General features: G+C 65.4%; 24 protein-coding genes. 21 read left to right on the forward strand and 3 right to left on the reverse strand.

Features of this window, described 5'->3' with window-relative positions:
- The first annotated feature begins 120 nt into the window (after positions 1–120).
- The 12 genes from ABT375_RS16085 to ABT375_RS16140 all read left to right on the forward strand — a co-directional run bounded on the left by ABT375_RS16085 (position 121) and on the right by ABT375_RS16140 (position 11375).
- On the forward strand, positions 121–1386 hold the full coding sequence (locus tag ABT375_RS16085) for a heavy-metal-associated domain-containing protein (RefSeq protein ID WP_416463308.1): 1266 nt from the start codon (positions 121–123) through the stop codon (positions 1384–1386).
- Positions 1383–2021: a chromosomal replication initiator DnaA gene (locus ABT375_RS16090; RefSeq protein WP_261935505.1), complete on the forward strand. Its 639-nt coding sequence runs from the start codon at positions 1383–1385 to the stop codon at positions 2019–2021. Before ABT375_RS16085 ends, ABT375_RS16090 begins: the two co-directional genes overlap by 4 nt.
- Before the next feature lie 3 nt (positions 2022–2024).
- Positions 2025–4163 (forward strand): RNA degradosome polyphosphate kinase, encoded by a 2139-nt coding sequence (locus ABT375_RS16095; RefSeq protein WP_416463309.1) that lies wholly within the window; start codon positions 2025–2027, stop codon positions 4161–4163.
- On the forward strand, positions 4163–5680 hold the full coding sequence (locus ABT375_RS16100; protein WP_416463310.1) for a Ppx/GppA family phosphatase: 1518 nt from the start codon (positions 4163–4165) through the stop codon (positions 5678–5680). Before ABT375_RS16095 ends, ABT375_RS16100 begins: the two co-directional genes overlap by 1 nt.
- Positions 5681–5814: 134 nt before the next feature.
- The gene (locus ABT375_RS16105) at positions 5815–6489 is read left to right on the forward strand and encodes a queuosine precursor transporter (protein WP_224550243.1); all 675 of its coding nucleotides are present in this window, start codon (positions 5815–5817) and stop codon (positions 6487–6489) included.
- A gap of 303 nt (positions 6490–6792) precedes the next feature.
- A complete protein-coding gene (gene argB, locus ABT375_RS16110) occupies positions 6793–7710 on the forward strand; it encodes an acetylglutamate kinase (protein WP_066605722.1) in 918 nt (305 codons plus the stop codon).
- A gap of 10 nt (positions 7711–7720) precedes the next feature.
- Positions 7721–8287, forward strand: coding sequence for a DUF1993 domain-containing protein (locus tag ABT375_RS16115; RefSeq protein ID WP_416463311.1), 567 nt, complete (start codon positions 7721–7723; stop codon positions 8285–8287).
- Between the two features lie 266 nt (positions 8288–8553).
- Complete coding sequence (locus tag ABT375_RS16120) at positions 8554–8868, forward strand: YggT family protein (protein WP_416463312.1); 315 nt, start codon at positions 8554–8556, stop codon at positions 8866–8868.
- A gap of 23 nt (positions 8869–8891) precedes the next feature.
- Positions 8892–9203, forward strand: a complete 312-nt coding sequence (locus ABT375_RS16125) for a DUF167 domain-containing protein (protein ID WP_416463313.1) — start codon at positions 8892–8894, stop codon at positions 9201–9203.
- Positions 9200–10093 (forward strand): bifunctional methylenetetrahydrofolate dehydrogenase/methenyltetrahydrofolate cyclohydrolase FolD, encoded by an 894-nt coding sequence (gene folD, locus ABT375_RS16130; protein WP_416463314.1) that lies wholly within the window; start codon positions 9200–9202, stop codon positions 10091–10093. The genes ABT375_RS16125 and folD overlap by 4 nt, the downstream gene beginning before the upstream one ends.
- Complete coding sequence (locus tag ABT375_RS16135; protein WP_416463315.1) at positions 10090–10758, forward strand: YybH family protein; 669 nt, start codon at positions 10090–10092, stop codon at positions 10756–10758. The genes folD and ABT375_RS16135 overlap by 4 nt, the downstream gene beginning before the upstream one ends.
- On the forward strand, positions 10755–11375 hold the full coding sequence (locus ABT375_RS16140) for a MarC family protein (RefSeq protein ID WP_224549591.1): 621 nt from the start codon (positions 10755–10757) through the stop codon (positions 11373–11375). The genes ABT375_RS16135 and ABT375_RS16140 overlap by 4 nt, the downstream gene beginning before the upstream one ends.
- 59 nt (positions 11376–11434) lie before the next feature.
- Here ABT375_RS16140 and ABT375_RS16145 read toward each other — a convergent pair whose 3' ends face one another.
- On the reverse strand, positions 11435–12115 hold the full coding sequence (locus ABT375_RS16145) for an OmpA family protein (RefSeq protein WP_261935498.1): 681 nt from the start codon (positions 12113–12115) through the stop codon (positions 11435–11437).
- A gap of 153 nt (positions 12116–12268) precedes the next feature.
- Here ABT375_RS16145 and ABT375_RS16150 point away from each other — a divergent pair, with 153 nt between their 5' ends.
- Together ABT375_RS16150 and ABT375_RS16155 are read left to right on the forward strand one after the other, a co-directional pair.
- A complete protein-coding gene (locus ABT375_RS16150; protein ID WP_224549594.1) occupies positions 12269–13585 on the forward strand; it encodes a hemolysin family protein in 1317 nt (438 codons plus the stop codon).
- Positions 13586–13730: 145 nt separating this feature from the next.
- Positions 13731–14462 carry a DUF695 domain-containing protein gene (locus ABT375_RS16155; protein ID WP_416463316.1) on the forward strand — a complete coding sequence of 244 codons (732 nt, stop codon included), beginning with the start codon at positions 13731–13733 and terminating at the stop codon, positions 14460–14462.
- Between the two features lie 169 nt (positions 14463–14631).
- Here the strand turns inward: ABT375_RS16155 and ABT375_RS16160 are convergent, their stop codons facing one another.
- A complete protein-coding gene (locus ABT375_RS16160; protein WP_224549600.1) occupies positions 14632–15261 on the reverse strand; it encodes a c-type cytochrome in 630 nt (209 codons plus the stop codon).
- A gap of 185 nt (positions 15262–15446) precedes the next feature.
- Between ABT375_RS16160 and ABT375_RS16165 the strand changes: the two genes are divergently transcribed.
- The 7 genes from ABT375_RS16165 to ABT375_RS16195 all read left to right on the forward strand — a co-directional run bounded on the left by ABT375_RS16165 (position 15447) and on the right by ABT375_RS16195 (position 20467).
- The gene (locus ABT375_RS16165) at positions 15447–16337 is read left to right on the forward strand and encodes a prephenate dehydratase (protein WP_224549601.1); all 891 of its coding nucleotides are present in this window, start codon (positions 15447–15449) and stop codon (positions 16335–16337) included.
- A gap of 176 nt (positions 16338–16513) precedes the next feature.
- Positions 16514–17278: a sterol desaturase family protein gene (locus ABT375_RS16170; protein ID WP_416463317.1), complete on the forward strand. Its 765-nt coding sequence runs from the start codon at positions 16514–16516 to the stop codon at positions 17276–17278.
- On the forward strand, positions 17275–17730 hold the full coding sequence (locus ABT375_RS16175; protein ID WP_416463318.1) for a DUF2141 domain-containing protein: 456 nt from the start codon (positions 17275–17277) through the stop codon (positions 17728–17730). Before ABT375_RS16170 ends, ABT375_RS16175 begins: the two co-directional genes overlap by 4 nt.
- A gap of 74 nt (positions 17731–17804) precedes the next feature.
- Positions 17805–18653 carry a MipA/OmpV family protein gene (locus tag ABT375_RS16180; protein ID WP_224549605.1) on the forward strand — a complete coding sequence of 283 codons (849 nt, stop codon included), beginning with the start codon at positions 17805–17807 and terminating at the stop codon, positions 18651–18653.
- Between the two features lie 100 nt (positions 18654–18753).
- On the forward strand, positions 18754–19665 hold the full coding sequence (locus tag ABT375_RS16185; protein WP_416463319.1) for a tetratricopeptide repeat protein: 912 nt from the start codon (positions 18754–18756) through the stop codon (positions 19663–19665).
- A gap of 5 nt (positions 19666–19670) precedes the next feature.
- Positions 19671–20285 (forward strand): LON peptidase substrate-binding domain-containing protein, encoded by a 615-nt coding sequence (locus ABT375_RS16190; protein WP_224549609.1) that lies wholly within the window; start codon positions 19671–19673, stop codon positions 20283–20285.
- A complete protein-coding gene (locus ABT375_RS16195; RefSeq protein ID WP_416463320.1) occupies positions 20282–20467 on the forward strand; it encodes a Trm112 family protein in 186 nt (61 codons plus the stop codon). Before ABT375_RS16190 ends, ABT375_RS16195 begins: the two co-directional genes overlap by 4 nt.
- A gap of 121 nt (positions 20468–20588) precedes the next feature.
- On the opposite strand, the gene ABT375_RS16200 is transcribed toward ABT375_RS16195, so the two are convergent.
- Positions 20589–21035, reverse strand: coding sequence for a RidA family protein (locus tag ABT375_RS16200; RefSeq protein ID WP_416463321.1), 447 nt, complete (start codon positions 21033–21035; stop codon positions 20589–20591).
- Positions 21036–21046 lie beyond the last annotated feature (11 nt).

A 21046-nucleotide genomic window follows, 5' to 3' on the forward strand; every position in this document is an offset into this window, starting at 1 on the left:
AGAGCAAAGGCGCGGAAAACGGAACCTTCGATGTAAAGGGCATATCTTCTGGCATGGAGGTGGGGATAAGTCTCGCGTTGCCGCTTGGCATGGCGGGCAATTGTCGCCAAAAGGGCGCGCGTGAGCCTGAGCCAGACCATTTCCCGCCCCGCAGCCCTGTTGCGCCTGCTCTCGCGGCCCGTCCAGATTGCGATCGCCATCGCATTGGGCCTGGCCGCAGCGGCCCTGTTCGCGCAGATGGAAGGCGAGCGCGGCGTGCCGCCGATCGCCAGCGGCGGCGATTTCGAGGTGCGCGGGGTCAAGGTGGACATGTTCGCCAAGGATGCCGACAGCGCCCGCTATGCCGGCTGGCGCATGGCGCAGCGACAGGCGTGGCGGATGCTGTGGACCCGCACCCATGGCGGTGGCGGCGCGCCGGCCTTGTCCGATTCGCAGCTTGAGGCGATGATCTCCGGCATCGAGATCGATTATGAGCAGGCCGGGCCGACCCGCTATGTCGCGACGCTGGGCATCTTGTTCGACCGCGCGCGGACGGGCGCGGTGCTGGGCGTGTCGGGCAATGTGATGCGATCGCCGCCGCTGCTGGTGATCCCGGTGCTGTGGGACGGCGGATCGGCCGTATCCTATGAACGCACCAACGAATGGCAGAAGGCCTGGGCGCGATACCGCACCGGCGACAGCGCGATCGACTATGTCCGGGTGGCCGGATCGATCGCCGATCCCATACTGCTGAACGCCGGTCAGACCGGGCGGCGCGGGCGCTTGTGGTGGCGCGTGCTGCTCGACCAATATGGCGCCGCCGATGTGGTGATCCCGATCGCGCGGCTCGACCGGGCCTATCCCGGCGGGCCGGTGACCGGCACCTTCACCGCGCGCTACGGCCCCGACAACAGCCTGATCGGCAGCGTGACGCTGCGCGCGTCCAACGACAGCGGCTTGCCCAAGATGATGGACGAGGGCGCACGGCGGATCGACGAACTCTATATCCGGGCGCTCAACGACGGCCGCCTGCGGCCTGACCCGTCGCTCATCATCGAGGAGCCGGTCGATCCGGCCGCGCTGGAAATCGAGAATGCGGTCGAGGCGCCGGTCGAGGCGGTGGAACTGCCGAGCGTGGCGTCCAGCGGCACGAGCTTTTCGATTCAGTTCGACACGCCTGACGTCGGGTCGATCGGCGCCGGCGAATCGACGGTGCGGTCGATCCCCGGCGTGCGCACCGCCAATACAAGCAGCCTGGCGCTGGGCGGGACGTCGGTGATGCAGGTCAGCTTCGACGGAACGGTCGACATGCTGCGCGCAGGGTTGCAGGCGCGCGGCTATAGCGTCGCGGTGTCCGGCACGACGCTGCGGATTACGCGGCGACAGGCGTCCCCGCCCCCGCAATGACCCAGATCAGCCTGCCCTTCGAATGGCATGGTGGCGCGGGTGATGGCGACTTTCTGGTCAGCGACGCCAACGCCCAGGCCGTCGCGCATCTGGAACGGTGGCGCGAATGGCCGCTGTCGGTGAGCGTGCTGACCGGCCCGCCGCGGTCCGGCCGGTCCACGTTGGCGCGCCATTTCGCGCAGATGAGCGGCGGCGAGATCATCGACGACGCGCAGGGACAGGACGAACATGGGCTGTTCCACGCCTGGAACGCGGCGCAGACCGAGCGGCGGCCGTTGCTGATGGTGGGGCTGGCGCCGCCGGCAAGCTGGACCGTGGCGCTGCCCGATTTGCGATCGCGGCTGGCCGCCGCGCCCCATGTCGCGATATTGGAGCCGGACGAGGCGCTGGCCCGCGCGCTGATCGAGCGGGCGTTCGACACCGCCGGGGCCGGCTATGCCGCCGACCTGCCCGACTGGCTGCTGCGCCGGGTCGAGCGCAGCTATGGCGGACTCGCGGCGGTAACGCAGTTGCTTGATCGCGCCGCACTGTCATCTGGACGCAAGATTTCTGTCGCAATGGCGAAAGAGGCTCTGCAAGCCGCAGGCTTTCTGCCTATAGTCCCGCCCGATCCCCCTCCTCAGCAACGCGAGTAATCCGTGGCCGAAGCCGATCCCTCCGCCAGCCTGGCGCTGCCCAGCGACCGCTATTTCAATCGCGAGCTGTCCTGGCTGGCGTTCAACCAGCGGGTGCTGGAAGAGGCGATGAACCGCGCCCATCCGCTGCTGGAGCGGTTGCGCTTCCTGTCCATATCCGGCGCGAACATGGACGAATTCTTCTCCGTCCGGGTCGCGGGGCTGAAGGGCCAGCAATTGCAGGATGTCGACCTGCGCTCCGCCGACGGGCTGACACCGGCGCAGCAGCTCGCGGCGCTGACCGAGGAAAGCACGCGGCTGATGGTCGCGCAGCAGAAGGTCTGGGGCGCGGTGCATGACGAACTGGCGCAGGTCGGGATCGAGGTGATCGGGCCGGGCAGCGAGATGGACGCGGCCTGCGGCCAATGGCTGCGCGAGCATTTCCTGACGCAGATTTTCCCGATCCTGACGCCGCAGGCGCTGGACCCGGCGCATCCCTTCCCCTTCATCCCCAATCAGGGGCTGTCGATCATCTTCGACCTGGAACGGCTGTCGGACAAACAGCCGATCCGCGAACTGGTGATGATCCCGCCGACGCTGACGCGGTTCGTGCGGATTCCCGGCGATCCGGCGCGCTACATGGCGCTGGAGGCGGTGATCCGGCGTTTTTCGGCCGATCTGTTCCCCGGCTATCGCGTCCGCAACAGCGGTGTGTTCCGCATCATCCGCGACAGCGACATCGAGATCGAGGAAGAAGCCGAGGATCTGGTCCGCCATTTCCGCAGCGCGATCAAGCGGCGTCGGCGCGGTCGGGTGATCCGCATGGAGATTGAGGAGCGCATCCCCGAACCGGTCGAGGAAATGTTGCAGGACATGCTCCAGGGGCATGAGGCGGTGGTGGTTGAGGTGGAGGGGTTCGTCGGCATCGGCGACCTGTCCGGCATCGTCGACGCCGACCGGCCCGATTTGAAGTTCGAGCCTTATGCGCCGCGCTTTCCCGAGCGTATCCGCGAATATGGCGGCGACTGTTTTGCCGCGATCCGGGCCAAGGACATCGTCGTCCACCATCCCTATGAGGCGTTCGACGTCGTCGTATCCTTCCTGAAACAGGCGGCGGTCGACCCGGATGTGGTGGCGATCAAGCAGACGCTGTATCGCGCGGGCAAGCAGTCGGCGATCATCCGCGCGCTGATCGACGCGGCGGAGGCGGGCAAGTCCGTGACCGCCGTGGTCGAGTTGAAGGCGCGGTTCGACGAGGAACAGAATCTGATGTGGGCCGACGCGCTGGAGCGCGCGGGCGTGCAGGTGGTCTATGGCTTCATCGACTGGAAGACCCACGCCAAAATCTCCATGGTGATCCGGCGCGAGGGCGAGCAGTTCCGCAGCTACTGCCATTTCGGCACGGGCAATTATCACCCGATCACGGCGCGCATCTACACGGACCTCAGCTTCTTCACCGCCGATCCAGCCTATAGCCGGGACGCCGCGGCGCTGTTCAACTATATCACCGGCTATGTCGAGCCGGAGCGGCTGGAAAAGCTGGTCATGTCGCCGCGCGACCTGCGCGACACGCTGTGCCGCCTGATCGACGCGGAAATCGATCATGCCCGCGCCGGGCGGCCCGGCACCATCTGGGCCAAGATGAACAGTCTGGTCGATCCGGCGATGATCGAGAAACTCTATGCGGCGAGCAATGCGGGGGTCCAGATCGACCTGATCGTGCGGGGCATATGCTGCCTGCGGCCTGGGGTGCGGGGCATGTCGGAGAATATCCGGGTGAAGTCAATCGTCGGCCGTTTCCTGGAGCATAGCCGCATCGCCGTGTTCGGCAACGGCAAGGCGCTGCCCAATAATGGCGCGAAGGTCTTCATCAGTTCGGCCGACTGGATGCAGCGCAATTTCGACCGGCGGGTCGAGTTCATGGCGCCGATCGAGAATCCGACCGTGCATGACCAGATATTGGACCAGGTGATGGTCGCCAACCTGATCGACACCGAACAGAGCTGGTCGCTGGACAGCGAGGGCCATTATACGCGGCTGGAGCCGGGCGACAGGCCATTCAACCTGCATCGGTATTTTATGACCAATCCGTCGCTGTCCGGGCGCGGCGCGGCGCTGGACAATGAGGCGGTGCCGACATTGCGCCTGAGCGGGCGCGCCTGATGAATTCGATGCTCAGCCGCGTTCGCGCCGTCGCCGAAAGCATGGCGACGTCGCCCGAGCCGGCCCATGCCCGGACCGCGATCATCGACATCGGGTCGAACAGCGTGCGCCTGGTGGTGTATGACGGGCCGCGGCGCATCCCCTTCATCCTGTTCAATGAAAAGGTGATGGCGGGGCTGGGCGCGTCGCTGGCGAAGACGGGGGCGATCGAGCCAGAGGCGATGGACCGCGGCCTGCGCGCCGTGGGCCGTTTCGCCCATCTGTGCCGCGCGATGAAGGTGACCGAGATACGCTGCGTCGCCACCGCGGCGGTGCGGGATGCGACCAACGGGGCCGCGTTCATCGCCCGCGCGAAGGATATGGGCCTGACCGTCGAATTGCTGACCGGCGCGCAGGAGGCGATCGGCGCGGCGATGGGCGTGTTGTCGGGCATTCCCCATGCCGACGGCATCGTCGGCGACTTGGGGGGGGGCAGCCTGGAGCTGGCGCGCATCAGGGGCGGGGCGGTGGAGCAGACGATCTCGCTGCCGCTCGGGGTGCTGCGTCTGCCGCAGATTCGGGCCAAGGGGCCGCGGATGCTGGAGCGGCAGGTGGTCAAGATGCTGGAGAAGGCGGGATGGACGCCGGAACCGGACCTGCCCTTCTATCTGGTCGGCGGGTCGTGGCGCGCGCTGGCGCGGTTCGACATGCAACTGACCAGCTTTCCGCTGCCCGTCGTCCATCAATATGAGATGACCGCCGCGCGGGCCGAGCAACTGACCCGGATCGTCAGCCATGTCGATCGGACGCGGTTGAAGCAGATTCCGGCGATGACGGGATCGCGCGTGCCGACGCTGCCCGATGCCGCGGCCCTGCTGTCGGTCGTGGTGCGGCAGTTGAAGTCGAGCCGGCTGGTGGTGTCGGCCTACGGCCTGCGCGAAGGGCTGCTTTACGAAGATCTGCCGGAGGATATCCGGGCGCACGACCCGCTGCTGGTCGCGGCCGAGGCGGAAGGGGAGGCGCAGTCGCGTTTTCGCGGCCATGGCGACCGGATCGACAAGTGGATCGCACCGCTGTTCGCCGACGACGATGCCGCCGCCCGCCGCATTCGCCGCGCGGCCTGTCTGCTGGCCGATGTCGGCTGGCGCGCCAATCCCGATTTCCGGGCGGAACGGGGCGTGGAGATCGCGCTGCACAGCAATTGGGTGGGGATCACCGCGCCGGAGCGGGCGATGCTGGCGCAGGCGCTGCACAGCCATTTCGGCGGCGGCATGGGCTGTCCGCCGGGCGTGGAGCGGCTGGCGAAGCCCGAAGAATTGCGTCGCGCGGCCCTGTGGGGGCTGGCCATCCGTCTGGCCCAGCGCCTGTCGGGCGGGGTCGAAGGGCCGCTGGCCGTGTCGCAACTCAGCCGGACGGAGGGGCAGATCGATTTGCAACTGCGCGACGAGGACGCCGACCTCTATGGCGAGACGGTCGAGCGCCGCCTGCGCAACCTGGCGCAGGCGATGGGGGTCAAATATCGCTTGTTCGCGGGGTAGGGTGCCCACCCCTCTTCCAACTTCGCCAAGCCGCTACGCGGCAAGGCTGCGTATCCTTCTCCCCACGGGGAGAAGGTGAAGGAGCGCCGCTTGTGACTCTTCCCCCACTGCGTAATTGCCGGTAAGGGCGGCCGATGACTGCATCTCCCGCGCCCATCAGCCGTTCGCTCTTCGGATTCTCGATCTTCTATGGCGGCATGGTCTGCATTGCCGGGGTGCTGGGCAACAAGCAGGTGGCGCTGGGGCCGTTGGCGGGGATCGGGCCTATGGTGGGGCTGGGGCCGCTGGCGGTCGAGGCGGGGATCTTCGCCTTCCTTCTGCTGGTCACGATTTCCAGTGCGGTGGCGGAACTGCACGGCCGCGCCGTCGCCAACCGGCTGGTGCAGATCGGCTTCCTGCCGCTGATCGCGTCGATCCTGCTGTCGATCGTCGTGCTGGCCGCGCCGGCGGCGGGCGACATGGACCCCAAAAGGGCCGAAGCCTTCGCCATGATGATGGGCGGCACGCCGCGCATCTGGCTGGGCGGGATCATCGCCTATGGCATTTCGCAGACGCTCAACGTCACGCTGTTCGCGCTGCTCAAGGGGCGGGAGGGTGCGCGGCTGCTGTGGCTGCGGGCGGCGGTCGCCAGCATCCTGTCGCAGATCGTCGATACGCTGCTGTTCGTGACGATCGCCTTTTACGGCGTGTTTCCGATCGGCGAATTGCTGCTGGGCCAGATGCTGGCCAAGGTGCTGCTGTCGGCGATATTGGTGCCGCCCGTCATCTATCTGCTGGTCGCGCTGGGGCGGCGGCTGGATCGTCGCTGAGACGGCGAGTGCAACAGCTGTGGCGCATTCGCGATTCTCATTAGTTGGCGAACTAATTATTCGACCATGGCGCGTATGATTCGGCGACGGGTGGAGCCTGCTGGCGATAGGTCGATCCAACTTGTTCCGTTCGTTTCGCGCGAAGTCGAGAAACGTGGGCGTGGCGCTACCGGCTTCTCGACTTCGCTCGAAGCGAACGGGCCAATGTAGAGTCATCCCTCTTCAGCGCCTGGACCGGACTCCCGCCTTTGCAGGTGCACGGCGGGGTGTGCGCAAACCTTGCGGCGGGCGGCATATGGCCTTATGCGCCCGCGCATGAACAGCAAGCACGCTCCCGATCCCGCGCTCCTGGCGAAGGCCGAAACCCTGGTCGAGGCGCTGCCCTATATGCAGCGCTATGCGGGCAAGACGTTCGTCGTGAAATATGGCGGCCATGCCATGGGCGATCCCGAAGCCGCGCGCGATTTCGCCGAGGATGTCGTGCTGATGAAGGCGGTGGGCATCAATGTCGTCGTCGTCCATGGCGGCGGGCCACAGATCGGCGCGATGCTGAAGAAACTGGGCGTCGAATCGCAGTTTATCGGCGGGTTGCGCGTGACCGACGCGGAGACGGCCAAGATCGCCGAGATGGTGCTGGCCGGATCGATCAACAAGGAAATCGTCGGCTGGATCGCCGGGGCGGGCGGCCGTGCGGTGGGCATTTCGGGCAAGGATGGCGGGCTGGTCCTGTGCGAGAAGGTCGGCGGCCGGCGCGAGGCGGACCCCAATTCGGGGATCGAACGCAATGTCGATCTGGGCTTCGTCGGCGATCCGGTGTCGGTGGACCGGCGCATCCTGGACACGCTGGCGCAGGCGGGCATCATCCCTGTCGTCGCGCCGGTGGGTATCGGCACCGATGGTCATACCTATAATGTGAACGCCGACACGATGGCCGGGGCGATCGCGGCGGAACTCAAGGCGTCGCGCTTCTTCCTGCTGACCGATGTCGCGGGCGTGCTGGACAAGCAGGGGCAGTTGCTGAGCGACCTCGACCCGGCGGCGATCGCCGTGTTGCAGCAGGACGGCACGATCAGCGGGGGCATGATCCCGAAGCTGGAAACCTGCGTCCGTGCGGTCGAGGGCGGGGTGGACGCCGCGGTCATCCTGGACGGACGGGTGCCGCACGCGATGCTGCTGGAAATCTTCACCGATCAGGGCGCCGGTACGCTGGTGCGGAAATAAGGAACGGCTGATGACGCTGACTTCGCTGATCGTCCCGACCTTTAGCCAGATGCTGGGCACTTTGTCGGGCTGGCTGGACAAGGCGCAGACGCAATTGCCCGCCGCCGAGGCGGAGGCCTTGCTGTCGGCGCGACTGGCGCCCGACATGTTTCCGCTGGCGACGCAGATCCGCTTCGCCTGCGTCCAGGCGCATGAGGCGGTGTACCGGTTGCAGGGCAAGGCGTTCCCCGCCGCGCTGGACGGATTGCTGAACGAAGGGCGCGAGGCGGGCGAGCGGCCCGGTTCGATCGCGGACGCGAAGGCGCGGATCGGCGAGGCGCTCGCCCTGTTGCAAAGCCTGTCGGCCGATGCGCTGGACGGGGCCGCGGGGACGGCAATCGCCCATGCGCTGCCCAACGGCATGATATTGGACCTGACCGCGGAGCAATATGCGCGGGATTGGGCGTTGTCCCAATTTTATTTCCACCTGATGACCGCTTACGCGATCCTGCGGGCGCAGGGCGTGGCGCTGGGCAAGGGGGACTATGTCGCGCATATGTTCGGCCATATCCGGCCGGGGACGATGCCGGCGGGCTAGTGGCCCGAATCTGAAGTTCGTCACATTATCTGGCAAGGTCTGAGCGAACTTCAGATTCATCAGGGCCACTAGCAAATATTTGATTCCAGTGTGGTTTAGGGATTTAGAATACGCTCCAGACCAAGCCGCTACAATGTGGCGTATTTCAAATCCACCACACTGGCTGTCGTTGGCAGAATAAGCGTCGGCCGGTCCTTGTGGCGGGGTGCCCGCACCGCTAGATACGACATCACATTCGCGGCAGCGCAGCATGGAAGGCCGGTAGCTTGTTCGAATTTCTGAACGCCCTGAATGGGATCGTCTATATCGTGCTGGAGGCGATCTGGTGGATCATCACCGTGCAGATCGTGCTAAGCTGGCTGATCGCGTTCAATGTGATCAACACGTCCAACGATTATGTGCGCAACGGCCTCTATGCGCTCGATCGGATGACCGAGCCGCTCTATCGCCCGGTGCGCAAGGTGCTGCCCGATCTGGGCGCGCTGGACCTGTCGCCGATGGTGGTGTTGCTCGCGGTCATCATATTGCAGGGGCCGGTGCGCGAGAATCTGTTCGCGGCGCTGATGCGGGCCGCGGCCTGAATCCTGCCCTAACGAGCGTCTGGATGGCGGCGGGCGACGACCTGTTGATCGCCGTCCGGTTGACGCCGGGAGCGGCGAAGGACGATATCGGCGGGCTGTGGGTCGATGAGCGCGATGCGTGCTGGCTGTCCGCGCGGGTCCGGGCCGTGCCTGAAAAGGGCCGGGCCAATGGCGCGCTGATCGCGCTGCTGTCGAAACGGCTGGATTGGCCCAAGGGCGCGATTTTGCTGGAATCGGGCGACACCAACCGGCTAAAGCGGCTGCGCATCATCGGCGGCGGCCGCGCGTCGGCGCGCCTGACCGCGCTTATCGAAACATGGGTAGGACAGACATGACCATCGGCAAGATCATCGACGGCAAGGCGTTCGCCGCCACCCTGCGCGACACGGTGGGCGAAGGCGTGGCGGGCTTCGTCGAGGCGACCGGGCGCAAGCCGGGGCTTGCGGTGGTTCTGGTGGGCGAAGACCCGGCCAGCAGCGTCTATGTCCGGTCCAAGGGCAAGATGACGGTCGCGGCGGGCATGGAAAGCTTCGAATTCAAGCGGCCCGACAGCATCGGCGCGGAGGATCTGCTCGACCTGATCGAAGAACTGAACCATGACGAGCGGGTCGATGGCATCCTGGTCCAATTGCCGCTGCCGGGGCATATCGACGAGGCCGCCGTGATCGGCGCGATCGACCCGGCCAAGGATGTGGACGGTTTCCATGTCGTCAATTCGGGCAAGCTGGCGACGGGGCAGGAGGCGCTGGTGCCCTGCACGCCGCTGGGCTGCATCATGCTGCTGAAGGACGAGCTGGGCGACCTGTCGGGACTGGAAGCCGTGGTCGTGGGCCGGTCCAACATCGTGGGCAAGCCGATGGCGGCGCTGCTGCTGGCGGAAAGCTGCACCGTGACGATCGCGCATAGCCGCACCCGCGACCTGGCGAGCGTGGTGCATCGCGCGGACATCGTCGTGGCCGCCGTGGGGCGCGCCGAGATGGTGAAGGGCGAGTGGATCAAGCCCGGTGCAACGGTGATCGACGTGGGCATCAACCGCGTGGCGGATGCCGAGGATGGCAAGAGCCGGATCGTCGGCGACGTCGCCACCGCCGAGGCGCTGGCCCATGTCCGCGCCATTACGCCGGTGCCGGGCGGCGTCGGGCCGATGACTATCGCCGTGCTGCTGCGCAACACGCTGGTCGCGGCCCATGCCCGCGCCGGGCTGGCCAAGCCGGCGGGTCTGTGACGGCGCGGCTGGCGCTGCTGGCGTTAGGCGCGGCCGCTCTGGTCGCTACCCCAAGCGCTGCCAAGCCGCCGCCACGCTTCCAGCCCGATCCGAGCAGCGTGATCGCGGCGGAGATCGCCTTCAACCGGCTGGCGCAGAGCAAGGGGCAATGGACCGCCTTTGCCGAGACGGCTGCCGACGATGCCGTGATGTTCGTGCCGCAGAAGGTGATGGCGAAGGACTGGCTGAAGAAACAGGCCAATCCGGCCGCCTCGGTTCGCTGGTCGACGTCAGTCGTCTATGTATCGTGCGACGGCAATCTGGCCGCCAGCACGGGCAATTGGACGCGGCCGGACGGGTCGGTCGGCTATTATACCACGATCTGGCGGCGCGACCGGAAGGGGCGCTGGCAATGGATCATGGACCATGGCGACACGCTGGCCACCGCGCGTGCGACGCCGGAGTTTCTGAGCGGCAAGGTCGCGACCTGCAGGCGCGGGCCGCAGGGCGCCATGCCGCCGCCTCCGCCATCGGGCAAGAAGGGGGAATTGCCGCCACCGCCCGACGAGAGCCTGATCTGGACCGCGGACGTCGCGACCGACGGCAGCCGGCAGGTGACGGTGCGGATGTGGACCGGCGCGGCCTATGAGACGGTGATCGACGACAGGGTAAAGGCGGGATCATGATCGAGCTTTTCATTTCCGCCTTCGTGACGTTGTTCGTCGTCATCGATCCGCCGGGCTGCGCACCCATCTATGCCAGCCTGACCAGCGGGGCCAATGCGGCGCAGCGCCGGGCGATGGCGATCCGGGCGGTCGGCATCGCGGCGGCGATCCTGCTGGTCTTCGCCCTGTGGGGCAAGCAGCTGCTGGGCGTGCTGGGCATCGCGCTCGACAGTTTCCGCATCGCGGGCGGCATCATGCTGTTCATGATCGCGATGGACATGGTGTTCGAAAAGCGGACCCAGCGGCGCGAGGACCGGGCGAACAAGATCACGACCGAAGAGCCGCATGTCGAGGATGTGTCGGTATTCCCGATGGCGATGCCGATGATCGCCGGGCCGGGATCGATCGCGACCGTCATGCTGCTGATGTCGCGGGCCAATGGCATGGCGGAGCGCGGGGTGGTGCTGGGCGCCGTGGTGCTGACGCTGGCGCTGATGCTGGGCGCGCTGATCGCCGCCGGGCCGCTGATGGCGCTGCTGGGGCGCAAGATCGAGGCAGTGATTACGCGGCTGCTGGGCGTGCTGCTCGCCGCACTGGCGGCGCAGTTCGTGATCGACGGGTTGAAGGCGAGTTTTTGAGGCGCCCGATCCTCTGATATGCCGTCATCCCAGCTTTCGCTGGGATGACGATAGATTGGTTAGCCCTTCACGTCGGCTTCGGTGACCGGCGCGATCTTGATTTCGACGCGGCGGTTGGACGCCTTGCCTTCTTCGGTGGCGTTGGAGGCGATCGGCTGGGTTTCGCCGAAGCCGCGGGTGCCGATGCGGGCCGACTGCACGCCCTTGCTCACCAGATAGCTGGCGACCGACTGGGCGCGGCGTTCGGACAGGGTCTGGTTGTAGGCGTCGGCGCCGTCGCTGTCGGTATGGCCGTACACGTCGATATAGGTCTTTGGATATTGCGACAGGACCGAGGCGACGTCGTTCAGCGTCGGCTGGAACTGCGGCTGCACGTCCGCCTTGTTATAGGCGAAGGTGATGCCCGACGGCATACGCAGCAGCAGATTGTCGCCGTCGCGAATCACGTCCACGCCGCTGCCGGCGGTTTCTTCGCGCAGCTTGCGTTCCTGGGCGTCCATATAGGCGCCGATGCCCGCGCCCGCGACCGCGCCGATGCCCGCGCCCAGGATCTTTTCGGTGCGGTCGTTGCGGCCGCCAACCAGATCGCCGAGCAGATAGCCGCCCAGCGCGCCGCCGATGCCGCCGATCGCCGCCTTCGAAATGCTGCGCTGGCCCGTGGTCGGGTCCGTCGTGCAGGCCGTGGTGGCGAGCATGGCGGCCAGCCCTGCGGCGCCGATGATGCGGTGAGAAATCCTCATGATCCTGTTCCCTTGTCCTTTTTCGCGCCTGTAGGAGCGACTGCCCCTCATAATGGCCGAACATGCCGTTTGTTCCACATGCGAACTGAACCGATGATGAGGGGGATGTTGTGAAATTGAAAGATTAGCGGTTATAGGAGGTAGTTGACCACCATGGCCACGATCCCCCTCCATAATCCGACGCCCTTTCCCTGGGCCGATCTCGTCATCATCCTGGCGCTCGTCGCCCTGAATGGTGTCTTCGCCATGTCCGAACTGGCCATCGTGTCCGCGCGCAAGCCGCGGCTGCAGGGGCTGGAGAAGGCGGGGCGCAAGGGAGCGACAACGGCGCTGGCGCTGGCCAGCGATCCCGGCAAGTTCCTGTCTACCGTGCAGATCGGCATCACCCTGATCGGCATCATCGCGGGCGCCTATTCGGGCGCCAGCCTGGGCGGGCCGACCGGCGAGCGGTTGCAGTTGCTGGGCCTGTCGCCCAACCTGGCGGAAAATGCGGGTTTCGCGCTGGTGATCGGCCTGACCACCTATGCCTCGCTGATCGTGGGCGAGCTGGTGCCCAAGCAGTTCGCGCTGCGCGCGCCCGAGCCGATCGCGGTGCTGGTGGCGACGCCGATGCTGTGGCTGTCGAAGATCACCGCGCCGATCGTATGGGTGCTGGACGGGTCGAGCAGCCTGATCTTCAAGCTGCTGCGGCTGGACCGCGAATCGGAGAACCACGTCACCGCCGAGGAATTGCACCTGATCGTCGCGGAGGCGAGCAAGTCCGGCGTGATCGAGGAAAGCGAGCGGGCGATCATTTCGGGCGTCGTGCGGCTGGCCGACCGGCCGGTGCGCGAGGTGATGACCCAGCGGATGGACGTCGACTGGATCGACATCGCCGCCGACGATGCGACGATTCGCAGTCGCCTGCTGGAAACGCCGCATACCCGCCTGCCGGTAGGCCGCGGGTCGGTGGAAGATATTATCGGCATCGTCCAGGCACGCGACATCATGACCGCGCTGTTTCGCGGCGAGGCGCTCAATGTCGGCGCGCTGATGCGCCGGGCGGAGGTGGTGCCGGACCAGGTCGATGCGATGGACGCGCTGGAAGTGCTGCGCCGGTCCGACGTGCCGATGGTGATGGTCCATGACGAATATGGCCATTTCGAGGGGATCGTGACCCCGGCGGACCTGCTGTCGGCGATCGCCGGCCATTTCGCGTCGGACCGCGACGCCTATGACGAGCCGGACATGGTCGAGCGCGACGATGGCAGCCTGCTGGTGTCGGGGCAGATGCCGATCGACCAGCTGGCCGAACGGATCGGCATCGACCTGTCCGAAGACCGCGACTATGCGACGGTGGCGGGCCATGCGCTGTGGCTGCTCAAGCGGTTGCCGGAGGTCGGGGACTTCATCGACGACCAGGGATGGCGTTTCGAGATCGTCGATATGGACGGGCGCAAGATCGACAAGCTGCTGGTGGCGGAGCGGTAGGGGGCTGCCCTTTGGCCAAGCGACGAAGCATGACAGCTGTCGACCATTTTAGGTCAGCAGCATAAGCAATTGCTTATCCTCAAAGCCGCCATGTAAATGTGGGTCGCAGGTCACCATTCTTAATCAACCCCTGCGAGGTATGCAGATGTCCGACAACTGGAATTTCTACGCCCTCCTTGTCGATGATGAGCCAGCTTCGATCTTTGTCGATCTCGGGGTCACGAAAGAAACACACATCGCTGATTTCCCGATTATGGCGTATTTACGCGTCAGGATGAACAATCCCCGGCCGGATGGGTTATCCAGTCAGGACGAATACGACAGTCTGATTTCTTTGGAGAAAGACGTAGCAGAAGCAGCAGAGCGCGCCGGGAAACACCTCTATGTCGGGCGGAATACGTCAAGCGGAAATCGGGATTTTTACTTTTACACGCAAAACCACTCGATCGAAGATTTTCTCACAAAAGCCATGAAAAAATGGCCTTTGTATGAATATCAGACTGGCCATCGACCAGATGAACAGTGGTCAACGTATTGGCGCTTTCTTTATCCCTCACCAGAGGATTTTCAACGCATAGGAAACCGGGATGTTGTCGATCGCTTGTTGGAACAGGGCGATCGCATAGAAGAACCCCGAACGATTGATCATTTTGCTGTATTTGGTTCGCAAGAGGATAGGAACATCTTTGCCGAACATCTCGTCGCGAAGGGATATGCTATCGTTCGAAAGACTGATGCTGCAAGCGGCGAATTTCAAATTACGTTCGATAGGACAGATCGACCAGATCAAATTGATGAGGTGACGATCGATCTATTCAGAGCGGCGCGGGATATTGGCGGTGAGTATGACGGATGGGGCTGCACCATCGTCAACTGACCGTCCGCTATTGTCGATTTCTGGCGTAAAGCAGACATTCCGCTCTCCACCCCAAGTCGGCCATCATCTTACCCGCCAAGGTCGCTTTCGCTGCGGACGCAATTAGCACGAACGACAAAGGGCGCGGCAATCGATGCCGCGCCCTTTGTCCTTTGCTCTCTGGCGCCGCTTACTCGCTGGCGTTGGCCGCGTTCGCTGCGGGCGCTTCCGTCGCATTGGCGGCATTGCCGGCTTCGGCGGCGTTTGCGCCTTCCGCTGCGGCAGGCGCGGCGTCGGCTGCGGGCAGCGGCAGGTTGGAACCCTGCGTGTTGAGCCAGGCGATCAGGTTGGCGCGATCGGCCGGATTGCCAAGGCCCGCAAAGGTCATCTTGGTGCCAGGCGCGAATTCACGCGGGCTTTTCAGCCAGTGATCGAGATTGTCGAAGCTCCATTCGCCGCCCTTGCTCTTGAGCGCGTCGGAGAAGGCGAAGCCGCCCTTGCCCTGGCCGATCGCTTCGCCGACCGTGGCGTAGAGATTGGGACCGATGCCGTTGGCGCCGCCCTGGTTCACGGTGTGGCAGGCGGCGCATTTGGCGAACACCTTCTCACCGGCCGCGACGTCCGCGCTGGCGAGCAGCGTGTTGAGGCCGGGGCCGGTGTCGCCGCCGCCTTCGCCTTCGGCTTCGACGCCTTCGATCGCATAGCCCATCTTTTCGGGCCGTTCGTCATGGAAATATTTGGAGCTGACGATCGCGCCGCCCAGCGCGATGATCCCCGCAAACAAAGCCCAGCCCGCCACGGTGTTGAAACGATCGCCCATTTCGCTCGATTTCCCTTGCGTTTCTGTTCTGGCGGCTGTCTTCCGCGCCCCCTCTTGTGCGCTGCCATAATGGCGGACACGCCACCATGCAAGCCGGGTTGGCACGGTAAATCGCCCTTCGCGTGCGCGGACGCCGCGCGGATGCTTGCGTGGGGGCGGGTGAAACCCTAAGCGCGCAGCCAGTCATGGAAAATTATCCCGCCCCCGCCCGCGCGATCGTCGCGCAACTCGCGCAAAAGGCCGCGGCCGACCCGGCGCGTGCCGTCGCCTATCAGGGCGCGCCCGGCGCCAATTCGCATCTGGCGGCGCTCGGCTATGCGCCCGATTGCGTACCTTTGCCCTGTTTCGCGTTCGAGGATGCGATCGATGCGGTGCGCAATGGACAGGCGGCGCGGGCGATCATTCCGATCGAAAACAGCCTGCACGGGCGCGTGGCGGACATGCATTTCCTGCTGCCCGAATCGGGGCTGGCGGTGATCGACGAATATTTCCTGCGCATCCGTCATTGCCTGATGGCGCCGGACGACAGCCCGGTGAAGAGCGCGATCAGCCATCCCCAGGCGCTCGGCCAATGCCGCCATTATCTGCGGGAGCGAGGCATTCAGCCGGTCGCCTATGCCGATACGGCCGGCGCGGCGGCGCTGGTGGCGGAAACGCGCACGCCCGGCGAAGGGGCGATCGCGCCCTATCTGGCGGCGGAATTGTACGGCCTGCGCCTGATCGCCGAGAATATCGAGGATAGCGACGACAATATGACGCGCTTCCTGGTGCTGGCGCAGGAGGCCAAGATGCCGGTCGCCAATGTCGGGCCGGTGATGACGACATTTCTGTTCGAGGTGAAGAATGTGCCCGCCGCCCTCTACAAGGCGATGGGCGGCTTTGCGACCAACGGGGTCAATATGACCAAGCTGGAAAGCTACCAGCGCGGAGCCAGTTTCGCCGCGACCGAATTTTTCTGCGATATCGAGGGGATGCCGGGCGACCCGGCGGTCGATCGGGCTTTGGCGGAGCTGGAGTTCCACACCAAGTGGGTGCGGCAGTTGGGCAGCTATCGGCAGGCGCGGCCGCGGACCTGAGGCGCGCGCGGGCGTGGGCCTGTTTCGGGCTAGGGAGACGGCTGAGATGGTTATTTTCCTGCCATCCCCCTCCCGCTGGCGGGAGGGGGAACGTGTCAGCTGGTCGTTCGCAGTCTTTGCCGCCAGTTTCGCGTCGGCGCTTTCGCAGGAGCGAGATCGCGCCTATAGCGCTCCCCATGGTCGCAGCCATCCTTCTGTCCGCCCTGGCGATGAGCGCGATCGTCGGCGTGCGTTACCTGCTGGCGAGCGGCGGGTTCGCACTGGCGACGCGGATTCGCCAGCCGGGACTTTACCGGGGGCTGGAGCGGCAGATGCGGCGGGAGATCGGCTGGTCGCTGGCGTCCGCGCTGATCTATGGCGTGCCCGCCGGCGTGGTCGCCTGGGGCTGGCAGGAACGGGGCTGGACGCGCATCTATAGCGATGTCGGCGACTTTCCGCTGTGGTGGCTGCCGCTGTCGGTGCTGCTCTATCTCGCGGCGCACGACACATGGTTCTACTGGACGCATCGCTGGATGCACCGGCCGCGGCTGTTTCGCGTCGCCCATGCGGTGCATCACGCCAGCCGGCCGCCGACCGCCTGGGCGGCGATGAGCTTCCATCCCTGGGAGGCGGTAACCGGGGCGGTGGTGATTCCGGCTCTGGTGTTCCTGATCCCCATCCATGTCGGCGCGCTGGGATGCGTGCTGACGATCATGACGATCATGGGCGTGAGCAATCATATGGGGTGGGAGATGTTCCCGCGCTGGATGGTGCGCGGGCCGATGGGCGGGTGGCTGATCACCGCGACCCATCATCAGCGACATCACGACCAGTATAATTGCAATTACGGGCTGTATTTCCGGGTCTGGGACCGTGTGTGCGGCACCGACAAGGGGTTGGGAGATTTCCGGAGGGTGGGGGATTTTCGGGAGTTGGGCGAGTTCAAGAAGATGGATGCGTGAGGCTTTTGCGAGGGCTGGGGCTGGGGCTGGGGCTGGCGCTGGCGCTGGTGGCGGGCCTGACGGCGGCGGCACCTGCGGGTCAGCCGCAGGCGCTCGGCATGGTGCTGGAGGGCCTGCGATCCACCAGGGGGCAGATATTGGTGTGCGTCACCCGGTCGGCCGACCATTTTCCCGATTGCACCAAAGATCCGGACAAGCGCCATTTCGCCGTAGCGGCGCGGAGCGGGGCGATCCCGCTCGGCCTGGTCGCGCCGGGCGATTATGCGATTGCCATCGTCCATGACGAAAATGGCAATGGCAAGCTGGATACCTTTGCCGGCATCCCGCGCGAGGGCGTGGGCTTTTCGCGCAATCCGGTGCTGCGATTCGGCGCGCCGAGCTTTCGGTCGGCCGGGTTCCCGGTCGCGGGCGCGCCAGTGGAGCAGGCGATCCGGCTCAAATATTTCCTGTGAAAAGCCGGGCTGGGAACCTGTAACCGCCTCAAAACATTCTTAGGCCCAGACGCACCTTCACGAACAGGGCCATCATGCATATTTTCCGCAGCCGACTGGCCGCGACTCTCGTCGCGGTCCTGCCCCTTTGCGCGCCCGCGATGGCGCAGGAGGAGGAACAGCATAGCAGCCTGACCATCGGCGTGGGCGGCGCGGCGATCCCCAGCTATGAAGGGTCGGACGACTATCGCGTGATGCCGATCGTGCAGGCGCGCGGCAAGGTGCATGACTTCGCCTTCTGGACCCGCGGGACAACGCTCTATGTCGACGCCATCCCCGATCCCACCGGCACCGGCGTAAACTTCGAGCTTGGCCCGGTCGTCAATGTCCGGCTGGACCGCACCAGCCGCAAGGGCATCAAGGACGATGCCGTGCGGCTGCTGGGCAAGCGAGACGTGGCGGTGGAGGTCGGCGGCTTCGTCGGCATCGGCAAGACCGGGGTCATCACCAGCGATTATGACAATCTGTCGGCGCGCGTGGCGGTGACCAAGGATGTGGCGGGCGCCCATGGCAGCACCGTCATCACGCCCACGATCGAATATTTCACGCCATTGTCGATGACGACCTTCGTTGGTCTGAGCGCGTCGGCGGACTATGTCGGCAAGAAATATGGCCGTTATTATTTCGACATCACGCCGCAGGAGAGCCTGGCTAGCGGGCTGGATGTCTATGACCGGGCCGGGCGCGGGTCGGGCTTCAAGCGGATGAGCGTCAACCTGACAGCCGGCAAGTCGCTGTCGGGCGACCTGCGCAAGGGCTGGGCGGTGTTCGGCCTGGCCGGTTATGCGCGGGTGTTGGGCAAATATGGGGATTCGCCGATCGTGGCGGACGCGGGATCGCGCAACCAGTGGGTCGGCGCGATCGGCGTGGGTTATACTTTCTGATTCTGTCCAATCGCCGCCCGTCTTGTCCGTGAGGGGTGACGCCCCACATAAGGCGCGGTATGACGGCGGCGCATGACCGCATGGACAGGAGAATAGAAGCGTGGCGACCCTGGGATTGAGCGAGGCCGACAAGGCGGCCGTGGAGGCGTTTCGCCAGGATGTGGTGGAGCCTTCGCGCACGCAGTTGGTGATCGTCGATTTCTGGGCCGAATGGTGCGGCCCGTGCAAGCAACTGGCCCCGGTGATCGAGAAGGTCTGCGCCGACTATGCGGCCAAGGGCGTCAAGCTGGTCAAGGTCAATGTCGATGAGAATGGCTTTATCGCCAGCCAGTTCCGCGTGCAGTCGATTCCGACCGTCTATGCCGTTTTTCAGGGCCAGCCGGTCGCTGACCTGACGCAGGCGCGGACCGAAGGGCAGCTCAAACAATATCTTGACCAGTTGCTGTCGCAATTGCCGATCGAATCGGATGAGAAGGCGCAGTTGCAGGAAATCGCGCCGCTGATCGCCATGGGCGAGGAGGTGCTGGCGGCGGGCGATGCGGAGCGCGCCTTGTCGGTGTTCGGCCAGATCGCCGAGATGGCGCCCGACAATGTCGAGGTGGCGTCCGGTCTGGCGCGGGCGCTGGTGGCGCTGGGGCGGCTGGACGAGGCGGAAGCGGTGCTGGATGCGCTGCCGGCCGATGTCGCCAGAAATGTCGCGATCGATCAGGCGCGCGCGGCGATCGCGCTGGCACGGGACGTGAAGCCGGTCGCCGACCTGTCGAGCGTGCAGGCGAAGGTGGAGGCCGATCCCGACGATCATGAGGCGCGGTTCGAACTGGCCGGCGGGCTGATGGCCAATGGCGATCGCGATGGCGCGGCCGAGGCGCTGCTGGAGATCGTGCGGCGCGACCGGGCGTGGAACGACGGCGCGGCGCGGGCGCAGTTGCTGACCATCTTCGACGCGGTGGGGCTGGAAGATCCGTGGGTGTCGGCGCAGCGGCGCAAACTGTCCCAGATCCTGTTTTCGTAACCGCCATGCCACTGGCACGCGTCTCCATCTTTCCCTTGTCCGGCGCGCTGCTGCTGCCGGGAATGGACCTGCCGCTGCATATTTTCGAGCCGCGATACCGCGCGCTAATCCATGACGCGATGGCGCGCGACCGGCGGATCGGCATGATCCAGCCGCGCGGGGCCGGCGCCGTACCGCCCTTGTTCGATATGGGGTGCCTGGGCCATGTCAGCCAGATCGAGGCGCTGGAAGATGGGCGGTTCAACATCGTGCTGACGGGCCTGGCGCGGTTCCGATTGGTGCGCGAATTGCAGGTCCCGACCCAGTTCCGCCAGATCGAGGCCGATGTCGAGCAGGCGCCGCAGGAGGACGAGGTGCTGCACATGGCGGAGCGGGCGGCGCTGGAACAGGAATCACGGCGTTTCGCCGATGCGCTGGGCTATGTGGTGGACTGGACCGCGGTGTCGCGGCTGGACGATACGGCGCTGGTCAACGGCATCGCCCAGATCGTGCCGTTCGATCCGGCGGCCAAGCAGACCCTGCTGGAAGCCGACACGCTGTCCGAACGGTCGGAACGGATCATCCAGCTGATGCAGATCGTCGGCCGGATCGAGCGCGACGGTGGGGCCACGATGCAATGATTGGGCATGAAATCGCCCCCATCGATCCATGGCTGCTGGACAAGCTGGTCTGTCCGGTGACGCGCACGCCGCTGCGCTGGGACGCGGCGCGCGGCGCGCTGGTATCGGAGACGGCGGGGCTGGCTTTTCCGGTGCGCGATGGCGTGCCGGTGCTGGTGGTGCGGGAGGCTATGGCGATCTGAAAATGGCGGGTTTCTGCCATGGTCGACCACCCACGGTCGTCATCCCAGCGCAGGCTGGCATGACGGTTGGGAAAAGCAAACGTTCCGCAACATATTCTAAGTCAGCCAATTCCGCTCTCCCTCATGTGAACGCGGCGATGCATTCCACTTCGAGCGGGGCGCCCAACGCCAGGCCGTCGGCGCCGAAGGCGCTGCGGGTGGGAAGGCGTTTGCCTTCGAAATAGGGGAGATAGGCGGCGTTGAAGCGCGGCCAGTCGGCCATTTCGTCCAGCATGACCGTGCATTTGACGACATGGCCGAAATCCAGGCCATTGCTCGCCAATATCTTGCCGATCGAATCCATCGCCCCCTTCACCGCGGCGTCGAAGCCTTCCTTATGCTTGTCCATGCCTTCGGGCACCTGACCGATCTGGCCGGACATGAAGAGGAGGTCGCCGACCCGGATCGACGGCGAAAAGGGGAGCCTGGTGGGCAGGGCTTGCGGCGCGGTGGCGGGCTGGGCCAGAGCGGGTTGGGCGAAGGCGGGTGCGGCGGCCAGCAGCAGGGCGGTGGCGAGAAGGCGCTTCATAAGTCTCTCCT

The organism is Sphingomonas sp. VDB2 (genome assembly GCF_047946695.1).
Classification (GTDB): Bacteria; Pseudomonadota; Alphaproteobacteria; order Sphingomonadales; family Sphingomonadaceae; genus Sphingobium; species Sphingobium bisphenolicum.

Excerpts from the sequence above, each read along its gene's own strand:
- ABT375_RS16150 (WP_224549594.1), top strand. The coding sequence starts at position 12,269 with ATGGCCACGATCCCCCTCCATAATCCGACGCCCTTTCCCTGGGCCGAT.
- ABT375_RS16170 (WP_416463317.1), top strand. The coding sequence starts at position 16,514 with ATGGTCGCAGCCATCCTTCTGTCCGCCCTGGCGATGAGCGCGATCGTC.
- argB (WP_066605722.1), top strand. The coding sequence starts at position 6,793 with ATGCGCCCGCGCATGAACAGCAAGCACGCTCCCGATCCCGCGCTCCTG.
- ABT375_RS16180 (WP_224549605.1), top strand. The coding sequence starts at position 17,805 with ATGCATATTTTCCGCAGCCGACTGGCCGCGACTCTCGTCGCGGTCCTG.
- ABT375_RS16140 (WP_224549591.1), top strand. The coding sequence starts at position 10,755 with ATGATCGAGCTTTTCATTTCCGCCTTCGTGACGTTGTTCGTCGTCATC.
- ABT375_RS16090 (WP_261935505.1), top strand. The coding sequence starts at position 1,383 with ATGACCCAGATCAGCCTGCCCTTCGAATGGCATGGTGGCGCGGGTGAT.
- ABT375_RS16160 (WP_224549600.1), bottom strand. The coding sequence starts at position 15,261 with ATGGGCGATCGTTTCAACACCGTGGCGGGCTGGGCTTTGTTTGCGGGG.
- ABT375_RS16115 (WP_416463311.1), top strand. The coding sequence starts at position 7,721 with ATGACGCTGACTTCGCTGATCGTCCCGACCTTTAGCCAGATGCTGGGC.
- ABT375_RS16200 (WP_416463321.1), bottom strand. The coding sequence starts at position 21,035 with ATGAAGCGCCTTCTCGCCACCGCCCTGCTGCTGGCCGCCGCACCCGCC.
- ABT375_RS16125 (WP_416463313.1), top strand. The coding sequence starts at position 8,892 with ATGGCGGCGGGCGACGACCTGTTGATCGCCGTCCGGTTGACGCCGGGA.
- folD (WP_416463314.1), top strand. The coding sequence starts at position 9,200 with ATGACCATCGGCAAGATCATCGACGGCAAGGCGTTCGCCGCCACCCTG.
- ABT375_RS16145 (WP_261935498.1), bottom strand. The coding sequence starts at position 12,115 with ATGAGGATTTCTCACCGCATCATCGGCGCCGCAGGGCTGGCCGCCATG.
- ABT375_RS16195 (WP_416463320.1), top strand. The coding sequence starts at position 20,282 with ATGATTGGGCATGAAATCGCCCCCATCGATCCATGGCTGCTGGACAAG.
- ABT375_RS16155 (WP_416463316.1), top strand. The coding sequence starts at position 13,731 with ATGTCCGACAACTGGAATTTCTACGCCCTCCTTGTCGATGATGAGCCA.
- ABT375_RS16105 (WP_224550243.1), top strand. The coding sequence starts at position 5,815 with ATGACTGCATCTCCCGCGCCCATCAGCCGTTCGCTCTTCGGATTCTCG.
- ABT375_RS16165 (WP_224549601.1), top strand. The coding sequence starts at position 15,447 with ATGGAAAATTATCCCGCCCCCGCCCGCGCGATCGTCGCGCAACTCGCG.
- ABT375_RS16190 (WP_224549609.1), top strand. The coding sequence starts at position 19,671 with ATGCCACTGGCACGCGTCTCCATCTTTCCCTTGTCCGGCGCGCTGCTG.
- ABT375_RS16100 (WP_416463310.1), top strand. The coding sequence starts at position 4,163 with ATGAATTCGATGCTCAGCCGCGTTCGCGCCGTCGCCGAAAGCATGGCG.